This window comes from Streptomyces atroolivaceus (assembly GCF_000717025.1).
Taxonomy (GTDB): domain Bacteria; phylum Actinomycetota; class Actinomycetes; order Streptomycetales; family Streptomycetaceae; genus Streptomyces; species Streptomyces atroolivaceus.
This window is the reverse complement of sequence record NZ_JNXG01000022.1, coordinates 58,302-76,658: the sequence shown is the minus strand read 5'-3', so window position 1 is coordinate 76,658 and position 18,357 is coordinate 58,302. Positions and strand designations below refer to the sequence as shown.

Genomic DNA, 18,357 nt, shown 5'->3' with positions numbered 1-18,357 from the left:
CTGGGTTGATAGGCCAGATGTGGAAGCCCGGTAACGGGTGGAGCTGACTGGTACTAATAGGCCGAGGGCTTGTCCTCAGTTGCTCGCGTCCACTGTGTTGTTCCCAGGCCACGAACAGTCGTGCTGGTTGAACAACTACGAAACGCCCGGTTACATTCCGAACCCGGAAGCTAAGCCTTTCAGCGCCGATGGTACTGCAGGGGGGACCCTGTGGGAGAGTAGGACGCCGCCGAACAATCTTTCAGGACCCTTGGTCCCAGCGTTCATGCTGGGGCCGAGGGTCCTTTTTTGTTTTGTCGAAGCGCGTCGGATGGTCGGCTGCGCGAGAATGTCTGTGGTACCCGATGACAGGAGTCACCCCCATGTCCACCAACTCTTCCGACGACCGTCCGGAGCGCGAGCCGCGTCGCCGGGACGGTGGTGACAGGGGCGGCTTCCGAGGAGGCCGCGACGACCGGTCCGCAGCGCCTCGACGGGACAACGACCGTGGCGGTTTCCGCCGTGACAACCGTGACCGCGGGCCCCGGCGTGATGACAACCGGGGTGCCGGGGCCGGTGCCGGCGGCGGTGGTTTCCGCCGTGACGACAGTCGGGGTGGCGGCACCGGTGGTGGCGGTTTCCGGCGTGATGACAGCCGGGGTGGTGGCTCCGGCGGTGGTTTCCGGCGTGACGACCGTGACCGTGGACCCCGCGACCGTGGTGGCCGCCCTTCCGGTGGTGGGTTCGAGCGCCGTGACGACCGGCCGCGTGGCCCGCGTCGCGACGACGACCGCCCCGGCGGCTTCCGCCGCGACGACAACCGCGGCTCCGGCGACCGTGGTGGCCGCCCTTCCGGTGGTGGGTTCGAGCGCCGTGACGACCGGCCGCGTGGCCCGCGTCGCGACGACGACCGCCCCGGCGGCTTCCGCCGTGACGACCGTGCCCCCCGCCGTGACAACGACCGGGGCAACGACCGCGGTGGCTACCGCGGCCGTGACGACCGTGGCGGTTACCAGGGGCGCGACGACCGGGACCGTGAGCCCATCAAGCGGCTCCCCATCCCCGACGACGTCACCGGCCACGAGATCGACAAGGACGTCCGGCAGGAGCTGATGAGCCTGCCGAAGACCCTCGCCGAGGACGTCGCACGGAACCTCGTCATGGTCGCCCGCCTGATCGACGAGGACCCCGAGCAGGCTTACGCCTACTCGCGCATCGCCCTGCGTCTGGCATCCAGGGTCGCCGCGGTGCGCGAGGCGGCGGGCTTCGCCGCGTACGCCACCCAGAGGTACGCCGAAGCGCTGGCCGAGTTCAGGGCGTCGCGCCGGATGACCGGCTCGGTGGAACTGTGGCCCGTCATGGCCGACTGCGAGCGCGGACTGGGCCGTCCCGAGCGGGCCATGGACATGGCCGGCGAGCCCGAGGTACAGAAGCTGGACAAGGCCGGGCAGGTCGAGATGCGCCTGGTCGCTGCGGGCGCCCGCAGGGACATGGGGCAGATCGACGCCGCGATCGTCACGCTGCAGAGCCCCGAGCTCGCCTCCAGCGCCGTCCACTCCTGGACTCCGCGCCTGCGTTACGCCTACGCCGACGCACTTCTGGAAGCAGGCCGCGAGGACGAGGCCCGTGAGTGGTTCGGGAAGGCCATGGAGGCCGACAAGGACGGTGCGACCGACGCGTCCGACCGGCTGGCCGAACTCGATGGTGTGGAGTTCGTCGACGCACTCGGCGACGACGACGCGCACGCCGGTGAAGCCGGCGACGTCGAGGGTCACGCACCCGTCGGCCATGACCAGGACGACGAGGACGACGAGGACTCGGACGACGAGGACGCGGACCACGAGGACGGCGACGACGACAGGTCCGCCAAGGACTGAGCATCGCTGAGGCACGGAACATGAAGGGCGGCACCCACGGCGGGTGCCGCCCTTCATGCGTTCCGCGCCCGGCTGAGCCCGCTCCGGCGACCGTGAGGCCGGCACTACGTGCGAGGCGGCTCGCTTCAGCCGGTGCCGAGACTGCGCAGGACCAGCCCCGTGGCAGGCTTGGGGCCGAACGAGGTCGACTTACGAGGCATCGTGACGCCCTGTCTGGCCAGGTCCCGCACGACGTCCTCGCGCACCGGACGCATCAGTACCGCCGTTGCGTCGTGCCGTTCCGCCTGCTCGACCGCCGCCGCGGTGTCGTGGATGTAGGCGATGTGCTCGGGGGCGTCGGGGATGCGCCATACGTCGTCGAGGAGCGTGGAGTGCAGCACGGTCGCGTCCAGAGCGCGCCAGGCCGCCGGCCGGTCGGCGCGCACCGTACGCGCGAGCAGTTCTTCGTCCGGCCCGTCGATCAGGTGGAAACGGCCGTCGCCCGCGAGAAGGAAGGCGTTGCCTTCGGCCGCGGTGTCCGCGAGCGCTCCGAGTGCCCGGTGCAGCGGCCCGTCGACGGGTCTCACACGGAAGCGGCCGTCGAGGGCGCGGAGCGCGCGGGCGACCGGAAGGCGGTGCAGCAGGCGGTGGATGGCGCGGACCCGCAGCGGATAGCGGGCGGTGTCGACGAGCAGGACGAGACCGAAGTCCCAGGGACCGGGGTCGGAGTGCTCCTGCTGGAGCCTGAGGTAGGTGGCCCAGCGGTGGTGGCCGTCGGCGATCAGCGCCTGGCGGTGGGAGAGATCCGACTCGATCTCCGTGTGTTCCGCCGGGTCGGTGACGGCCCAGAGACGGTGGCTGACACCGTCCTCGGTCGTCGTGGCGAGAAGCGGGAGTCGCTCCACCACCCGCTCGATGACGGCCGTCGCCCCGCTCGGCCCGCCGTCACCCGCGTAGCTGAGAAGCAGGGGTTCGAGGTGGGCGGCGGCCGTGCGCATCAGGTCGGCGCGGTCCTCCACGACATCGGCCATGACGTCCTCGTGCGGCAGTACGACGCCCTCCGACGCGGGGGAGAGTGCCAGGGCCCCGATCACACCGCGCTGGAGCTCGTCGCCGGCCCGCTGCTCGTAGACGTAGAGCACGGGTACAGGGTCCGCCGCGAGGATGCCCTCGGCGAGCCAGCGCTTCAGTGTTCCGGCGGCCTGCTGGTGGCGGGCGGCGGCCGTGCCGCCCTGCGGCAGGATCAGCCGCACGATGTTGTGCGGGTCCGCGGACTCGAGGTGGTGCAGCCCGTCGGGCCGGACGACGACGTCGTACGGGGGTGAGGTCACAGCCGCCAGGCTGCCGACCCGTTCGGGGACGTACCGCAGTCCGCGGAAGGGGATCAGCCGCAGTCCCCCACCGGCGGCGTGACCGGATGTGTTCATCCGGGCATCGTATGTGCGCTCCCGCGATGCGCGATGATCGGGGGAGAGGATGGACAGAGGAGCGCAGGCATATGAGTCAGCAGTACAGGTCCCGGCCGCTCGGGAGCAGCGCGGCGCTGAGCGAGGCGTACGACACGGCCCTGCTCGATCTCGACGGGGTGGTGTACGCGGGCGGGCACGCGATCGTCCACGCCGTCGAGTCGCTGAGCAGGGCACGCGCGGGCGGGATGCATCTGGCGTACGTGACGAACAACGCGCTGCGTACGCCGGACGCGGTGGCCGAGCACCTGACGGAGCTCGGGGTGCCGGCCGATCCTGCTGATGTGATCACGTCGGCACAGGCGGTGGCCCGGCTGATGGCCGATCAGCTGCCGTCCGGGGCCAGGGTGCTCGTGGTCGGCGGTGAAGGGCTGCGGGTCGCGCTGCGGGAGCGCGGGCTGGTGCCCGTCGAGTCGGCGGACGACGATCCGGTAGCGGTGGCACAGGGGTTCGGCGGGCCCGATCTCGCCTGGGGCCGGTTCGCCGAGGCTGCGTACGCGATCTCGCGAGGTGCGGTGTGGTTCGCGTCCAACACGGACCTGACGATCCCGGGCGCCCGGGGTATCGCGCCGGGGAACGGCGCGGCGGTGGAGGTCGTACGGATCGCGACCGGTGCAGAGCCCCAGGTGGCGGGCAAGCCGCTGCCGCCGATGCACCGCGAGACCGTGCTGCGGACCGGAGCGAAGCGGCCGCTGGTCGTCGGGGACCGGCTGGACACGGACATCGAGGGCGCGTTCAACGGCGGTGTGGACTCGCTGCTGGTCCTGACCGGGGTGACCGACGCGGCGCAGCTCATCGCGGCCGAACCCAAGTACCGCCCGACGTACGTGGACCGGGACCTGCGGGGGCTGCTCAGCGGTCAGCCCGAGGTGTCGGAGGAGAGCGGCGGGATCCGCTGCGGTGGCTGGACTGCCGTCGTCCGCGGGGACGCACTCGTGCTCGAGGGTGGCGGCGACGCGATCGACGCGCTGCGTGCCCTGTGCGGGGCGGCGTGGACGCAGGCCGGGGAGGGCTCGTGCCGGCTGGACGCTGCGAAGGCCCTGGCCGTACTGGATCTGTAGAGCTCCGGACCGAGGACCGGGCGTCCGGCCCGCGGGACCGTATGCGGTACGGGGGAGTTGAGGAGATAGGAGGATAGGCTAACCTAACCAGGTGTTGGTAGAGAGTCCCCCCGAATCGAGTTCCGGCCCCCCAGCCACGCCGGACACAGGCACGCGCGCCGGGCGCCACGCGGTACGCGCCGCGGGCCTGCTGGTCGCCGTGGGTGTGCTGGTGCTGGTGTGCCTCGCGAGTATCGCGATCGGCGCCAAGGCCCTCCCGCTGTCCGACGTGTGGCACGGACTGGCCCACTACTCGGGCACCAGCGGTGACGTCCTCGTACGGGACGTGCGGGTCCCGCGCACCGTGCTGGGGCTGATCGTCGGTGCCGCCCTGGGCCTGGCCGGCGCCGTGATGCAGGCGCTGACCCGCAACCCGCTCGCCGAGCCCGGTCTGCTGGGTGTCAACGCGGGCGCGGCGGCGGCCGTCGTCTCGGCCATCACCTTCCTCGGCGTCACCTCGCTGACCGGATACGTCTGGTTCGCGTTCGGCGGCGCCGCGATCGTCTCCGTGGCGGTGTACCTGCTCGGCGGCAGCCGGTCCTCGAACCCCGTACGGCTGGCCCTCGCCGGCACTGCGGTCACCGCGGCGCTGTTCGGCTACGTCAACGCCGTACAACTGCTGGACTCGGCGGCGCTCGACCGGCTGCGCTTCTGGACCGTGGGGTCGCTGGCCTCGGCGAACCCGGAGACCGTCGGCAAGGTGTGGCCGTTCATCGCGCTCGGGGTGCTGCTCGCCCTGGTCATAGCCAGGCCGCTCAACGCGCTGGAGATGGGCGACGACACGGCCAAGGCGCTCGGCGCGCACCTGACCCGCACCCGCGTCCTCGCGATGGTGGCCGTCACCCTGCTCTGCGGGGCGGCGACCGCCGCCTGCGGGCCGATCGTCTTCATCGGGCTGATGATCCCGCACCTGGTCCGCACCATCACCGGCCCGGACATGCGGTGGATCCTGCCCTACGCGGCCGTGCTCGCACCCGTGCTGCTGCTGGGCGCGGACGTGGTGGGCAGGGTCATCGCCCGCCCCTCCGAACTTCAGGTGGGCATCGTCACGGCGCTGCTGGGCGGGCCCGTCTTCATCCATCTCGTACGGCGCAAGAGGATGGCCCAGCTGTGAAGCCCCCGCAGGACACCACGAGGACGGTCCACGCCGTGCGGACCGCCGGCGGGCTCTCGTTCCGGGTGGACGCGCGCGCGTTCACCGTGATCGCGCTGCTCGTCGCCGCCGCGGCCTTCGCCGCCGTGGTGCTGATCGGCAGCGGCGACTACTCCATGTCACCCGGTCAGGTCGTCACCACGCTGTTCGGCAACGGCACCTTCCAGCAGGAGTTCATCGTCACCGAACTGCGGCTGCCCAGGGTGCTGGTCGGGCTCCTCGTGGGCGCCGCGCTCGGTGTCGGCGGCGCCGTCTTCCAGAGCGTCTCCCGCAATCCGCTCGGCAGTCCCGACGTGCTCGGCTTCGGCCAGGGCTCCGCGGTCGGCGCCCTCACCGTCATCGTGCTCTTCGGCGGCGGTCCCGCCGAGGTGGCGGCGGGCGCCGTCGGCGGGGGCCTGCTGACGGGTGCCGCCGTGTACCTGCTGGCCTGGAAGCGCGGGGTGCACGGCTACCGGCTCGTCCTCGTCGGCATCGGCGCCGCCGCGATGCTCACCGCGGCCATCCACTACCTGATCACCAAGGCCGATCTCGTCGACGCCACCCGAGCCGTCGTGTGGATGACCGGCTCGTTGGACGGCCGGGACTGGTCCCAGGTCTGGCCGCTGCTCGCGGTCTGCTGCGTCCTGATCCCCCTGGTCCTCGGCCAGGGACGGGCGCTGCGCATGATCGAGATGGGCGACGACGCCGCCCACGCCCTGGGCGTGCGGGTGGAACGCACCCGGCTCGTCCTGCTGAGCTGCGCCGTGCTGCTCGTCGCCGTCGCCACCGCCGCCGCCGGACCGATCGTCTTCGTATCGCTCAGCGCTCCGCAGGTCGCCCGCCGCCTCACCCGCGCACCCGGCCCCAACCTGGCAGCCGCGGCCGCCACGGGTGCGGCCCTGCTCCTCGTCGCCGACTGGACCGCCATGAACGCCTTCGGGGACCGCCAGCTCCCGGTGGGCGTCGTCACCGGCGTGCTCGGCGGCTGCTACCTGCTGTGGCTCCTGGTGTCCGAGCGCAGGGCGGGACGCATATGAAGCCGGGTAGGCCGGGCACCTCGCAGACCATCTCCACAGATTCCGGGAGTACGACCATGCAGCGCCTCACCGCCGACTCGGTGACCCTCGGCTACGACCAGCGGATCATCGCCGAGAACCTCTCGGTCGAGATCCCCGACCACTCCTTCACGGTCATCGTCGGCCCCAACGCCTGCGGTAAGTCGACTCTGCTGCGTGCCCTCTCCAGGATGCTGAGGCCGAACGCCGGCGACGTCCTGCTGGACGGGCAGTCCATCCACCGGATGCCCGCGAAGAAGGTCGCCAGGACCCTGGGCCTGCTGCCCCAGTCCTCCATCGCCCCGGACGGCATCACCGTCGCCGACCTCGTCTCGCGCGGCCGCTACCCCCACCAGGGGCTCCTGCGCCAGTGGTCGCCCGAGGACGAGCGGATCGTGAAGGAGTCCATGGAGTCGACCGGCGTCGGCGGGCTCGCCGACCGCTACGTCGACGAACTGTCCGGCGGCCAGCGCCAGCGGGTCTGGATCGCCATGGCCCTCGCCCAGCAGACCCCTCTGCTGCTGCTGGACGAGCCGACGACGTATCTCGACATCCAGCATCAGATCGACGTGCTCGACCTCTGCGCGGAGCTGCACGAGACGCAGGGCCGCACGCTCGTCGCGGTGCTGCACGACCTCAACCACGCCGCCCGGTACGCCACCCACCTCATCGCCATGCGCGAGGGCGCGATCATCGCCGAGGGCGCGCCCGGCGACATCGTCACCGCGCAGCTCGTCGAGGACGTCTTCGGCATGCGGTGCCAGGTGATCGACGACCCAGAGACGGGAACACCGCTCGTCGTCCCCGCCGCCCGGAGGAAGCGCACGGAGGCCTCCGTCTGAGGCCGCCGTACGTCACAGCATGGACTTGAGCTTCAGCAGATCGCGGAAGCCCGCCTCCAGCCGCACCCGGCCCGACGCCCAGGCCTTCGCGAAGTTCAGCTCGCCGTCGACCATGGCGACGAGGTCGTCCCCGGTCATCGCCAGCCGGATCTCGGCCTTCTCCCTGGGCGGGCCCTCGTGCGTGTCGAGCACCTGGATCCGGCCGTTCGTCAGCCGTCCGGTGAAGGTCACGTCGAGATCCCTGATGTGGCAGCTCAACGAGCGGTCGAGGTCGGCGGCACGGCGTACGTCGCCGTCCGCCCCCGCCAGATTGCCGGAAAGTGTGTCGAGTGCGCTGCGGCACTCCGCCATGGTCGCCATCGTCACCGACGGTACACCGGCCCTTCGGGGTAGCGTTCCCGCATGAGCGACTGGATGCCGGGGCCGGACACGGCGCAGGGGGGCGAGGCGGCCGCGGCAGCGCCCGCCGCGCCACCCGCGCCCTCCTTCGACCCCGTCCCGCCCGCGCCCCTCGGTGTCGCGCGCACCCCGACCGGGCACGCCGGTGTCGACGCGCGGCTGGAGCGGCTGGCCGACGCCGACCACCTCGCGGCGGACGGCCACACCGAGGTGTACGAGGATGTACACCGTGGGCTGCGCGACGAACTGACCGCGCTGGACGCACGGCCCGCACCCGTACCGACGCCCGCGCACGACCACAGGAGCTGAACCGAACGTGGCAGGAGTGGCACGTCGCCGCCTCGACGCCGAGCTGGTACGCCGCAAGCTCGCCCGCTCGCGCGAACACGCGAGCCAGCTGATCGCGGCGGGGCGGGTGACGGTCGGCGGGAACACGGCGACCAAGCCCGCGACCCAGGTCGAGACCAGCGCGGCCGTCGTCGTGGTGAAGGACGACGACGATCCCGAGTACGTCTCGCGCGGCGGGCACAAACTCGCGGGCGCCCTCGCCGCCTTCGCACCCCTGGGACTGAAGGTCGAGGGGCGGCGGGCACTGGACGCCGGTGCCTCGACCGGCGGCTTCACCGATGTGCTGCTGCGGGCCGGCGCCGGCCACGTCGTGGCCGTGGACGTGGGCTACGGGCAGCTCGCCTGGTCCCTGCAGTCCGATGAACGCGTCACCGTCAAGGACCGTACCAACGTACGAGAACTGACGGTGGAGCAGATCGACGGGGAGGAGGTCGACCTGGTGGTGGGCGACCTGTCGTTCATCCCGCTCGGACTGGTGCTGCCCGCCCTCGCGCGCTGCGCCGCCCCCGACGCCGACCTGGTGCTCATGGTCAAGCCGCAGTTCGAGGTGGGCAAGGAGCGCCTCGGCAGCGGCGGTGTGGTCCGCAGCCCCGAGCTGCGGGCCGAAGCCGTGCGGGAGGTGGCGCGCCGGGCCGGTCTGCTGGGCCTCGGCGTCCAGGGGGTCACGGCGAGCCCGCTGCCCGGCCCGTCGGGAAATGTCGAGTACTTTCTGTGGCTGCGGGCCGGCGCACCTGAGCTGGATCCCGCGGATGTCGACCGTGCAGTGGCGGAGGGGCCCCGTTGACGACGCATGCGGCACAATCAGGGAACGCGGAACGCACCGTCTTCCTGCTGGCGCACACCGGCCGTCCGGCCGCGATCCGCAGCGCCGAGCTCGTGGTCCAGGGCCTGCTGCGGAACGGCCTGGGCGTCCGGGTGCTGGCCGTGGAGGCCGAGGACCTGCCGCTGCCACAGTCCGTGGTGACGGTCACCGACGCGACCCCGGCGGCCGTGGACGGCTGCGAACTGCTGATCGTGCTCGGAGGGGACGGGACGCTGCTGCGCGGCGCCGAGATCTCCCGCGCCTCCGGCGTACCGATGCTCGGTGTCAACCTCGGACGGGTCGGCTTCCTCGCCGAGGCCGAGCGTGACGACCTGGACCAGGTTGTCGACCGGGTCGTCACCCGGGCGTACCAGGTCGAGGAGCGGATGACGCTCGACGTCCTCGTGCACAGCAACGGTGACATCGTGCACACCGACTGGGCACTCAACGAGGCCGCCGTCCAGAAGGTCTCGCCCGACCGGATGCTCGAAGTGGTCCTGGAGATCGACGGCCGGCCGGTGACCGGCTTCGGATGCGACGGGATCGTCTGTGCCACCCCGACCGGGTCGACCGCGTACGCCTTCTCGGCAGGCGGCCCCGTCGTCTGGCCGGAGGTCGAGGCCCTGCTCATGGTGCCGATCAGTGCCCACGCGCTGTTCGCGAAGCCGCTGGTGACCTCGCCCGACTCCGTGCTCGCCGTGGAGGTCCAGCCGCACACCCCGCACGGGGTGCTGTGGTGCGACGGGCGCCGGACCGTCGAGCTGCCCGCAGGGGCCAGGGTGGAGGTGCGGCGCGGGGCCGTGCCCGTACGGCTCGCGCGGTTGCACCAGGCGTCGTTCACCGACCGGCTGGTGGCCAAGTTCGCGCTGCCCGTCCAGGGCTGGCGGGGCGCTCCGCACTGATTGCCGGGACCGCTGCTCACACCCGCGTGAGTGAATCCGGCACCGGGGTCCGTCGCACACGGGCTCCCGGACCTCGTAAGGTCATGTCCGTGTTGGAGGAGATGCGGATACGATCGCTCGGAGTCATCGACGACGCGGTGGTGGAGCTGTCACCCGGTTTCACCGCGGTGACGGGTGAGACCGGCGCGGGCAAGACCATGGTCGTCACGAGCCTCGGGCTGCTGCTCGGCGGGCGCGCCGACCCCGCCCTGGTGCGGGTCGGTGCCAAGGCCGCGGTCGTCGAGGGGCGGATCACGGTGTCCCCCGGCGACTCGGCGGCGGTGCGAGCCGAGGAGGCCGGGGGCGAGATCGAGGACGGTGCGCTGATCATCAGCCGTACCGTCTCGGCGGAAGGACGCTCCAGGGCCCATCTCGGGGGCAGATCCGTGCCCGTGGGAGTGCTCACCGAGCTCGCCGACGAACTCGTCGCCGTGCACGGCCAGACCGACCAGCAGGGACTGCTCAAGCCCGCACGGCAGCGGCAGGCGCTCGACCGGTACGCCGGCGGGGGTGTCGAGGGCCCGCACACCAAGTACGCGGCGGCCTACCGGCGGCTGCGCGCCGTCGTCACCGAACTCGGCGAACTGACCACCCGGGCCAGGGAACGCGCCCAGGAGGCGGATCTGCTGCGCTTCGGCCTCGACGAGGTCGCCGCCGTGGAGCCGCTGCCCGGGGAGGACACCGAGCTCGCCGCGGAGGCCGAGCGGCTCGGCCACGCCGAGGCGCTCGCCTCCGCCGCCGCCCTCGCCCACGCGGCGCTCGCGGGCGATCCGGAGGACCAGGAGGGTGTGGACGCCACCACGGTGGTGGCGGCAGCCGGACGGTCCCTGGACGCCGTACGGGCGCACGACCCCGCACTGGCCGCGCTCGCCGACCGGATCGGGGAGATCTCGATCCTGCTCGCCGACGTCGCCGGCGAGCTCGCCGGGTACGCCGACCAGCTGGACGCCGACCCGCTGCGGCTCGCCGCCGTGGAGGAGCGGCGGGCCTCGCTCACGGCGCTCACCCGCAAGTACGGCCAGGACATCACCTCCGTGCTCGCCTGGGCCGAGGAAGGTGCCTCCCGGCTGACCGAGCTGGAGGGTGACGACGACCGCATCGGTGAGCTGACGGCGGAGCGCGACACGCTCCGCGGCGAGCTCTCGGTCCTCGGGCAGGAGCTGACCGACGCGCGGACGGAGGCGGCGGCGCGCTTCGCCGCGGCCGTCACGGAGGAGCTGTCGTCACTGGCGATGCCGCACGCCCGGGTGTCCTTCGCCATCCGGCAGACCGAGGCGCCGGACGAGGAGTCCGGTATCGACATCGGAGGCCGGAGCGTGCTCTACGGGCCGTCCGGCGCCGACGAGGTGGAACTCCTGCTGGCGCCCCACCCCGGCGCGCAGCCCCGGCCGATCGCCAAGGGCGCATCGGGTGGTGAGCTGTCCCGGGTGATGCTCGCCGTCGAGGTGGTCTTCGCGGGTTCCGACCCCGTGCCGACGTACCTCTTCGACGAGGTCGACGCGGGCGTCGGCGGCAAGGCGGCCGTCGAGGTCGGCCGGCGCCTGGCGAAGCTCGCCAGGTCCGCCCAGGTCGTCGTGGTCACCCACCTGCCGCAGGTGGCGGCCTTCGCCGACCGGCAGCTGCTGGTCGAGAAGACCGTGGACGGATCGGTGACCAGGAGCGGCGTCACGGTCCTGGAGGGCGAGGACAGGGTGCGGGAGCTCTCCCGGATGCTCGCCGGGCAGGAGGACTCGGAGACCGCCCGGGCGCACGCCGAAGAGCTGCTGGAGACCGCGCGGGCGGACGGATAGCGGCCGAAGACGTCAGCTTCGCACCGCCCGCCTCACTCCTACGAGTGAGTCGGGCGGTCCCGCTGCCGACGCGACGAGGGGAAGAACGTTTCGTCGGTGCCGGAACGTGCGTACGGACTGGCATCCTTGGCGCTGTACATACCGCCGACTCGGGAGCCCCGGGAGCCAATCAACGTGTCACAGCTGCGTACGGTCCAAGTCCTGGGCGGCGGTGCCGGAAGCAGCGCTCATGTCAGCTCGCTCGCCGCAGGTCTGGTCGCCCGAGGCGTGCAGGTCACCGTCTGCGCCCCCGCCGGTTCCCGCGCCCACGGCCTGCCGGCGCCGGGCGCCCGCTACGTCGCGGTGCCCCGGCGCAGTGACCCCGCGGCCGTCGCCGCGCTCCGTACCGCCTGTGCCGGGGCGGACATCGTCCACGCCCACGGGCTGCACGCCGCGGTACGCGCCGGGATCGCGCTCAGCGGCCGGGGCACCCCGCTGGTCGTGACCTGGCACACCCGCGCCCGAGCCGAGGGTGCCCGCGGCCGGCTGCTGCGGCTGTTGGAGCGGAGGGCCGCCCGCGCGGCCGCCGTGGTGCTGGGCACCTCGTGGGATCTGGTCGACCGGGCCCGCCGCCGGGGGGCCCGGGACGCCCGGCTCGCGCCTGCCGCGATCCCCGCGCTCCGCTTCCCCGGTGCATCGGACGACGGCAAGACCCGCGCCGAACTGGGCGCTGTCGGAAGGCCGTTGCTCGTGTCGGTGGCCCAGCACGGTCACGACACGCTGCTGGACGCGGCGCGCGGGTGGAGCGTGCTGGACCCCGTGCCCCTGCTGGCTGTCGTGGGGGAGGGGCCCCGATCCGGTGCCCTGCGGCGCCGGATCGCGGCGGAGGGACTGCCCGTCGTCCTCGCCGGCGGGCCGGACGAGGTCGGTGAGCTCCTCGCCGCCGCCGACCTCGCCGTGGTGGCCGGCGGCGGGGAGGGCGGGCCGCTGCTCGCCCAGGAGGCGCTGCGGCTCGGCATCCCGCTGGTCGCGGCCCGCGCCGACGGGCTGCCGGAGCTCGTGGGCGACGCGGCCGAGCTGGTTCCCCAGGGGGACGCGGAGGCGCTGGCCGGTGCTGTCGTACGTCTCCTCGGCGACCCCGGACGGCGGGAGCGGCTCGCCGAATCGGGGCGCGCACAGGCCGCCGGCTGGCCGAGCGAGGACGACACGATCGCCCATGTGCTCTCCGTCTACGACGAGTTGGCGCAGCCCCCGGCGGCAGCACGCGCCTGACCCCTCACCGGATGTGGCGGCGCGCCCGCAGGGCCAGGCTCAGGGCCAGCACCGACTCCGGATCGTCCAGGTCGGTGCCGAGCAGCTCGCCGATGCGGGCCAGCCGGTTGTAGAGCGTCTGGCGGTTCAGATGGAGTTCGCGTGCGGCTTCCGCCTTGCGTCCGGCATGGGCGAGGTACGCCTCCAGAGTGGGCAGCAGGGCGGGGCGCGACGTCCGGTCGTGCTCGCGCAGCGGGCCGATCGCCCGGTCCACGAAGGACGCGAGGTCCGGATGGTCCCGCATCCGCCACAGCAGCAGATCGATGTCCAGGCGGCGCGCGTCGTACCAGGGGCGTTCCCCGAGCCCGTGGGCGGCCGTCGCCGCCTCCGCCGCGTGCCGTAGTGCCGCGCCGGCCGCAGCCCAGCCCCCGGCGGCCCCGACCACCACCACGACCGGCGTGCGGTCCCCGGCCCGCTCCAGGCCCGCACGCCCGGCCCCGGCCCGTAGCGCCGCCGCCACCCGGTCCGCGAGCGCCGTGCGTGTGGTTCCCGGGCGCAGCGCCAGCAACAGCGGAACCCTGCCCTCCACCGGGCGTACCCCCACCAGCACCGGTACGCCCACCGCCGAGAGCTCATCCGCCACGGCCCTGGCCAGCACGGCCCAGCTCCCCGACGGCGCCGACTCGGGGGCGAGCCGCATCACCACCGGCAGCAGAGGGTCCCCGCCCGGCCGGAACCCCAGGACACCGGCCTGCGCGGGAGCGTCCTCGGGAGCGATCCTCCCCTCGGCGAGATCCGTGAGGAAGTCACCGCGTCCCCGCGCCGCCACCTCCTCCTCCTGGCGGGCCTGCATCAGTACGACCGCCAGGATGCCAGCCGCCCGCTCGGCCGCCATCCGGTGCACCGCCACCAGAGGGCCCGACACGGCGAGCAGCACCAGACGGGCCCGCACGGCACCGGCCCCCGGGCCCCCTCCCGGCACCTCGACCAGGACAGCGCCCGCCGGTGGCGCCTCGCGGGCGGCGCGAGCCCCGCGGAGGCTCTCCCAGACCTGCAACGGGCCGGCGCCCACCGGCCCGGTCCCGGTCCCGGCGGCGAACAGCAGCCGGCCGTCCGGAGTCTCCAGGAAGACGGGGTTGGCGGCGAAGTCCGCCAGGATCCCCAGGACCTGCGGAACACCGCCGCCGGCGAGCACCGCCTGCGTACATCGGCGGTGTACCTCCTCCGCCCGTTGGAGCAGGGCGTAGTGGCCGTTGACGATCTCGGTGTGGATCTCCTCGGTCACCGCCACGAACGGCACCTCCCGGTGCAGCTGGACGAGCGGCAGGCCCGCCGTCCGGGCCGCATCGACGATCGCCGCGGGCAGCCGGTCGAAGCGCGGGCCGAGCTCCACGACGAGGGCGGCGATGCCGCGGTCGGCCAGCTTGCGGACGAAGGCGCGCTGGTCGGCCGGCCGGGACCCGAGGCCGAGCCCCGTCGTGAGCAGCAGCTCCCCGCCCTTGAGGAGGGCGGGGATGTTCGGCGCCTCACCGGCGTGCACCCAGCGCACCGTACGCCCCAGCCGGTCGGCGCCGGTCAGTACCTCCGGGACTCCACCGCGCAGCCCCGGCAGCTCCAGCGCCCGCCGCACGGTGATCCCGCCCTCTGTCTCCACCGGCTCCGGCCTCGTGCTTCCGTGTCCGCGCGTCCGCGCTCGTGCCTTCGTGTCCGCGGGGCGCGAACGCCCCCGGTCAGGAAGTTACCGGCCCCGACCGGGCACGTCACACCACGGCGACAGCCGGCTTGACGTTGTGGTTCAGGTGGAAGACGTTGTCCGGGTCGTAGCGTGCCTTGACGCGGGACAGCCGCTCGTACGCGCGCTCCCCGAATCCCGCGACGACCCGTTCCTGGCCCTCGCGGCCGATGAAGTTGAGGTACACCGCCCCGCCGGCCCACGGCATCACGGATGCACGCACCCGGCGTACCCACTCCTTGGCCTGCTCGTCGTCCCTCTCGCTCTCCCAGACCCCGAACGGATGGACCGCCCACGGGGAGGAACGCCAGGGCAGCGGGTAGTCGGCCGGCCCCCGGGCCACCGCGCCGCCCATCGGGAACAGCACGTGCTGCGAACCGGAGGAAACGGGCATCGTGGCGGCGCCGGCGCAGAAGGCGGCAACGGCCTCGTCGGGGAAGCCGTCCAGATACTCCGCCGACCAGTAGTTCCGCATGCCGGGCGGGTCGTCGAGCATGCACTGCAGGTCCGCGTAGTCGATCGCGTCGATCATCTCCGCCTCGCGCTCCAGCGCCAGCAGGGGAGCCGCCACGTCGCGCAGCTCCGCCTCCGTACCGGCGTACGTGACCAGGACCGCGCACACGAGCCGGCCCACCAGGGCCTCGGGCACCCACTCCTCGGGCGGTCCGGTGATGTAGATGCAGGCGCCTCCCGCCGCGTCCGGGGCGGACTCCATCACGTCCCGGTACGTACGGACCGCCTCCGGGCCGTTCTCGGGGCGGAGGAGGAGCAGCGCCATGCTCATCGCGGGCAGATCGTGCAGCCGCAGCGTCAGCGAGGTGACCACACCGAAGTTGCCGCCGCCGCCGTGCAGGGCCCAGAACAGCTCCGGGTTCTCCTCGGCGCTCGTGTGTACGGTGCCGCCGTCCGCCGTCACCAGGTCGGCGGCCAGCAGATTGTCACAGGCGAGTCCGAAGGCGCGCTCGAGCCACCCCGAGCCGCCGCCCAGCGTGAAGCCGCCGACGCCGGTGGTGGAGACCCGCCCACCCGTGGTCGCCAGGGCGTACGGCTGGGTGGCCCGGTCCAGGTCGCTCATGGTGGCGCCGCCGCCCACGCGGGCCGAGCGGGCGTTCCCGTCGACCTCCACCGCACGCATCCGGCGCAGGTCGATGACCAGACCGCCCTCGCTCAGCGCCATGCCCGCCACGCTGTGACCGCCCCCGCGCACGGCGATCTCCAGGCCCTGGTCGCGTGCGAAGCGCAGCGCCCGCGCGACATCCGCCTCGGAGGAACACTGCGCCACCACCGCGGGTCTGCGGTCGATCATGCTGTTGAAGACGGTACGGGCCTCGTCGTAGCCCGGGTCACCGGGGACATGGACGGCACCTTCGAAACCGGCACGGAGCCCGGCCGGTGCGGTGTCCGTCGGAGGGGTACGGGGCGTCATTCTGTGCCCCCTTCGCAGGGCGTGACAGGACCTTTCCATCGTAGGTCCGGCCGTGGACATCGGCCGTTCCTGAGGTGTCCTGCCACGCCCCCCCGGGATCAGCCGACGTACGCCCCGCTGGCCGTCAGCCGCAGCGCCGTGTCGATCAGCGGCACGTGGCTGAACGCCTGGGGGAAGTTCCCCACCTGGCGCTGGAGGCCTGAGTCCCATTCCTCGGCCAGCAGACCGAGGTCGTTGCGGAGGGACAGCAGCTTCTCGAAGAGCCGGCGGGCCTCGTCGACCCGGCCGATCATCGCCAGGTCGTCCGCCAGCCAGAACGAGCAGGCCAGGAACGCGCCCTCGTCCCCCTCCAGCCCGTCGACGCCCGCGTCGTCGCCCTCGGTGGGGTACCGCAGGACGAAACCGTCCTCCGTGGACAGCTCCCGCTGGATCGCCTCGATCGTGCCGATGACGCGCTTGTCGTCGGGAGGCAGGAAACCCATCTGGGGAATCAGCAGCAGGGACGCGTCCAGCTCCTGGGACCCGTAGGACTGGGTGAAGGTGTTGCGTTCGGGGTCGTAGCCCCGCTCGCAGACGTCACGGTGGATGTCCTCCCGCAACTGGTGCCACCGCTCCAGCGGCCCCTCCGCGTCCCCGGACTCGATCAGCTTGATCGTGCGGTCGACGGCGACCCAGGCCATGACCTTGGAGTGCACGAAGTGCCGGCGCGGCCCGCGCACCTCCCAGATGCCCTCGTCCGGCTCCTCCCAGTGCTTCTCCAGATAGGTGATCAGCTTGAGCTGGAGCCCCATCGCGTAGTCGTTGCGCGTCAGCCCCGTCATGTGCGCCAGGTGCAGCGCCTCGGTGACCTCGCCGTACACGTCGAGCTGGAGCTGGTTCGCCGCGCCGTTGCCGACCCGGACCGGGGCGGAGTTCTCGTAACCGGGCAGCCAGTCCAGCTCCGCCTCGCCGAGCTCCCGCTCACCCGCGATGCCGTACATGATCTGCAGGTTCTCCGGGTCGCCCGCGACGGCCCGCAGCAGCCACTCGCGCCATGCGCGGGCCTCCTCGCGGTACCCCGTGCGCAGCAGGGAGGAGAGTGTGATCGCCGCGTCCCGCAGCCAGGTGTACCGGTAGTCCCAGTTGCGCGAGCCGCCGATGTCCTCGGGCAGCGAGGTGGTGGGGGCCGCCACGATGCCGCCGGTGGGCGCGTAGGTGAGCGCCTTCAGCGTGATCAGGGAGCGGACGACCGCCTCCCTGTAGGGGCCGTGGTACGTGCACTGCTCGACCCACTCGCGCCAGAAGTTCTCCGTCGCCTCCAGGGAGGTCTCGGGCTCAGGCGTGGCGGGCGGCTCGTGGTGCGAGGGCTGCCAGCTGATGGTGAACGCGATCCGGTCGCCGGGCGCCACCGTGAAGTCCGAGTACGTCGTCAGATTCTGGCCGTACGTCTCCGCGTCCGTGTCCAGCCACACCGAGTCGGGTCCCGCGACGGCGACCGTGCGGCCGTCGACCTTGTGCACCCAGGGGGTGACCCGCCCGTAGCTGAACCTCATCCGCAGTTCGGAGCGCATCGGAACGCGGCCGCTCACGCCCTCCACGATGCGGATCAGCTGGGGGGCACCGTCACGCGGCGGCATGAAATCCGTCACGCGGACCGTGCCGCGGGGGGTGTCCCACTCCGATTCCAGGACGAGGGAGTCGCCGCGGTAGCGGCGCCGGTCCGCCGCCGGGGGTTCAGCCCCTTCCGGACGGGCGGGGCCCAGCCGCCAGAAACCGTTCTCCTCGGTGCCGAGAAGTCCGGCGAAAATTGCGTGTGAATCGAAACGGGGCAGGCACAGCCAGTCCGCTGTGCCGTCCCGGCAGACCAGGGCTGCGGTCTGCATGTCTCCGATGAGTGCGTAATCCTCGATGCGCCCGGCCACGTGCGTCTCCAGTCGAACGGCCATGTCGCCCCGCAGGGCGCTTACTGCTGGTCAAGGGGTCGTTGTAGTAGAACCGACGAGCTCTTGCGCGGGTGAGCGGGCTGGGGTGGAGCCGCTGGGCCGGCCAACTCGGCAGCGAGTGTCCGAGCAGGATACGACGCACTCGGGGGATCCGCGCGCCTGTCCGCAAGTTGTCCGTCCCCGGCCTCCCGCGAATGGGTGGGACCTGAAACGGACATGGTGATCTTGTGCCCACTTCGGCGGAGGCATGGCCGGAAGCGGCCTCCCTTCGTCGCTGTTACCCTGGTAGCCCGTGGACCGGTGGTCGTCCCGACAGTGGACGAGGCCCCCGAACCGC

15 protein-coding genes and 2 rRNA genes are annotated in these 18,357 nt (G+C 72.6%); 12 read left to right on the top strand and 5 right to left on the bottom strand.

Going from position 1 to position 18,357, the window contains the following annotated elements:
* The 3 genes from OO67_RS32845 to OO67_RS39410 form a co-directional block, all read left to right on the top strand.
* Window positions 1-77: ribosomal RNA gene (locus OO67_RS32845) — 23S ribosomal RNA — on the top strand; the annotation flags it as partial.
* A gap of 42 nt (window positions 78-119) precedes the next feature.
* Window positions 120-235: ribosomal RNA gene (gene rrf, locus OO67_RS32840) — 5S ribosomal RNA — on the top strand.
* An 856-nt stretch (window positions 236-1,091) separates the two neighbouring features.
* A complete protein-coding gene (locus OO67_RS39410) occupies window positions 1,092-1,856 on the top strand; it encodes a tetratricopeptide repeat protein (RefSeq protein WP_033305475.1) in 765 nt (254 codons plus the stop codon).
* A 125-nt stretch (window positions 1,857-1,981) separates the two neighbouring features.
* Here the strand turns inward: OO67_RS39410 and OO67_RS32830 are convergent, their stop codons facing one another.
* Window positions 1,982-3,262, bottom strand: a complete 1,281-nt coding sequence (locus OO67_RS32830; RefSeq protein WP_033305467.1) for a DUF1015 family protein — start codon at window positions 3,260-3,262, stop codon at window positions 1,982-1,984.
* Window positions 3,263-3,333: 71 nt separating this feature from the next.
* On the opposite strand from OO67_RS32830, the gene OO67_RS32825 reads away from it, so the two are divergent.
* From OO67_RS32825 to OO67_RS32810, 4 genes are all read left to right on the top strand, one after another.
* The gene (locus OO67_RS32825) at window positions 3,334-4,362 is read left to right on the top strand and encodes an HAD hydrolase-like protein (protein ID WP_033305466.1); all 1,029 of its coding nucleotides are present in this window, start codon (window positions 3,334-3,336) and stop codon (window positions 4,360-4,362) included.
* A gap of 91 nt (window positions 4,363-4,453) precedes the next feature.
* Window positions 4,454-5,515 (top strand): FecCD family ABC transporter permease, encoded by a 1,062-nt coding sequence (locus OO67_RS32820; protein WP_382056153.1) that lies wholly within the window; start codon window positions 4,454-4,456, stop codon window positions 5,513-5,515.
* The gene (locus tag OO67_RS32815; RefSeq protein WP_033305465.1) at window positions 5,512-6,570 is read left to right on the top strand and encodes a FecCD family ABC transporter permease; all 1,059 of its coding nucleotides are present in this window, start codon (window positions 5,512-5,514) and stop codon (window positions 6,568-6,570) included. Before OO67_RS32820 ends, OO67_RS32815 begins: the two co-directional genes overlap by 4 nt.
* Before the next feature lie 56 nt (window positions 6,571-6,626).
* The gene (locus tag OO67_RS32810; RefSeq protein ID WP_033305464.1) at window positions 6,627-7,430 is read left to right on the top strand and encodes an ABC transporter ATP-binding protein; all 804 of its coding nucleotides are present in this window, start codon (window positions 6,627-6,629) and stop codon (window positions 7,428-7,430) included.
* 12 nt (window positions 7,431-7,442) lie between these two features.
* On the opposite strand, the gene OO67_RS32805 is transcribed toward OO67_RS32810, so the two are convergent.
* On the bottom strand, window positions 7,443-7,790 hold the full coding sequence (locus OO67_RS32805) for an alkyl sulfatase C-terminal domain-containing protein (protein WP_033305463.1): 348 nt from the start codon (window positions 7,788-7,790) through the stop codon (window positions 7,443-7,445).
* A 42-nt stretch (window positions 7,791-7,832) separates the two neighbouring features.
* On the opposite strand from OO67_RS32805, the gene OO67_RS32800 reads away from it, so the two are divergent.
* From OO67_RS32800 to OO67_RS32780, 5 genes are all read left to right on the top strand, one after another.
* On the top strand, window positions 7,833-8,138 hold the full coding sequence (locus tag OO67_RS32800) for a hypothetical protein (protein ID WP_033305462.1): 306 nt from the start codon (window positions 7,833-7,835) through the stop codon (window positions 8,136-8,138).
* Window positions 8,139-8,145: 7 nt separating this feature from the next.
* The gene (locus OO67_RS32795; protein WP_033305461.1) at window positions 8,146-8,961 is read left to right on the top strand and encodes a TlyA family RNA methyltransferase; all 816 of its coding nucleotides are present in this window, start codon (window positions 8,146-8,148) and stop codon (window positions 8,959-8,961) included.
* Window positions 8,958-9,881, top strand: a complete 924-nt coding sequence (locus tag OO67_RS32790; RefSeq protein WP_051710106.1) for an NAD kinase — start codon at window positions 8,958-8,960, stop codon at window positions 9,879-9,881. Before OO67_RS32795 ends, OO67_RS32790 begins: the two co-directional genes overlap by 4 nt.
* Window positions 9,882-9,964: 83 nt before the next feature.
* Window positions 9,965-11,710 carry a DNA repair protein RecN gene (gene recN / locus OO67_RS32785; RefSeq protein WP_033305460.1) on the top strand — a complete coding sequence of 582 codons (1,746 nt, stop codon included), beginning with the start codon at window positions 9,965-9,967 and terminating at the stop codon, window positions 11,708-11,710.
* Window positions 11,711-11,884: 174 nt separating this feature from the next.
* Window positions 11,885-12,961 carry a glycosyltransferase family 4 protein gene (locus OO67_RS32780; protein ID WP_033305459.1) on the top strand — a complete coding sequence of 359 codons (1,077 nt, stop codon included), beginning with the start codon at window positions 11,885-11,887 and terminating at the stop codon, window positions 12,959-12,961.
* A 4-nt stretch (window positions 12,962-12,965) separates the two neighbouring features.
* Here OO67_RS32780 and OO67_RS32775 read toward each other — a convergent pair whose 3' ends face one another.
* The 3 genes from OO67_RS32775 to OO67_RS32765 all read right to left on the bottom strand — a co-directional run bounded on the left by OO67_RS32775 (window position 12,966) and on the right by OO67_RS32765 (window position 17,999).
* Window positions 12,966-14,594, bottom strand: a complete 1,629-nt coding sequence (locus OO67_RS32775; protein ID WP_033305458.1) for a PucR family transcriptional regulator — start codon at window positions 14,592-14,594, stop codon at window positions 12,966-12,968.
* Between the two features lie 106 nt (window positions 14,595-14,700).
* On the bottom strand, window positions 14,701-16,098 hold the full coding sequence (locus tag OO67_RS32770) for an FAD-binding oxidoreductase (RefSeq protein WP_033305457.1): 1,398 nt from the start codon (window positions 16,096-16,098) through the stop codon (window positions 14,701-14,703).
* Window positions 16,099-16,196: 98 nt separating this feature from the next.
* Window positions 16,197-17,999, bottom strand: coding sequence for a glycoside hydrolase family 15 protein (locus OO67_RS32765; RefSeq protein WP_033305456.1), 1,803 nt, complete (start codon window positions 17,997-17,999; stop codon window positions 16,197-16,199).
* Between the last annotated feature and the right edge of the window lie 358 nt (window positions 18,000-18,357).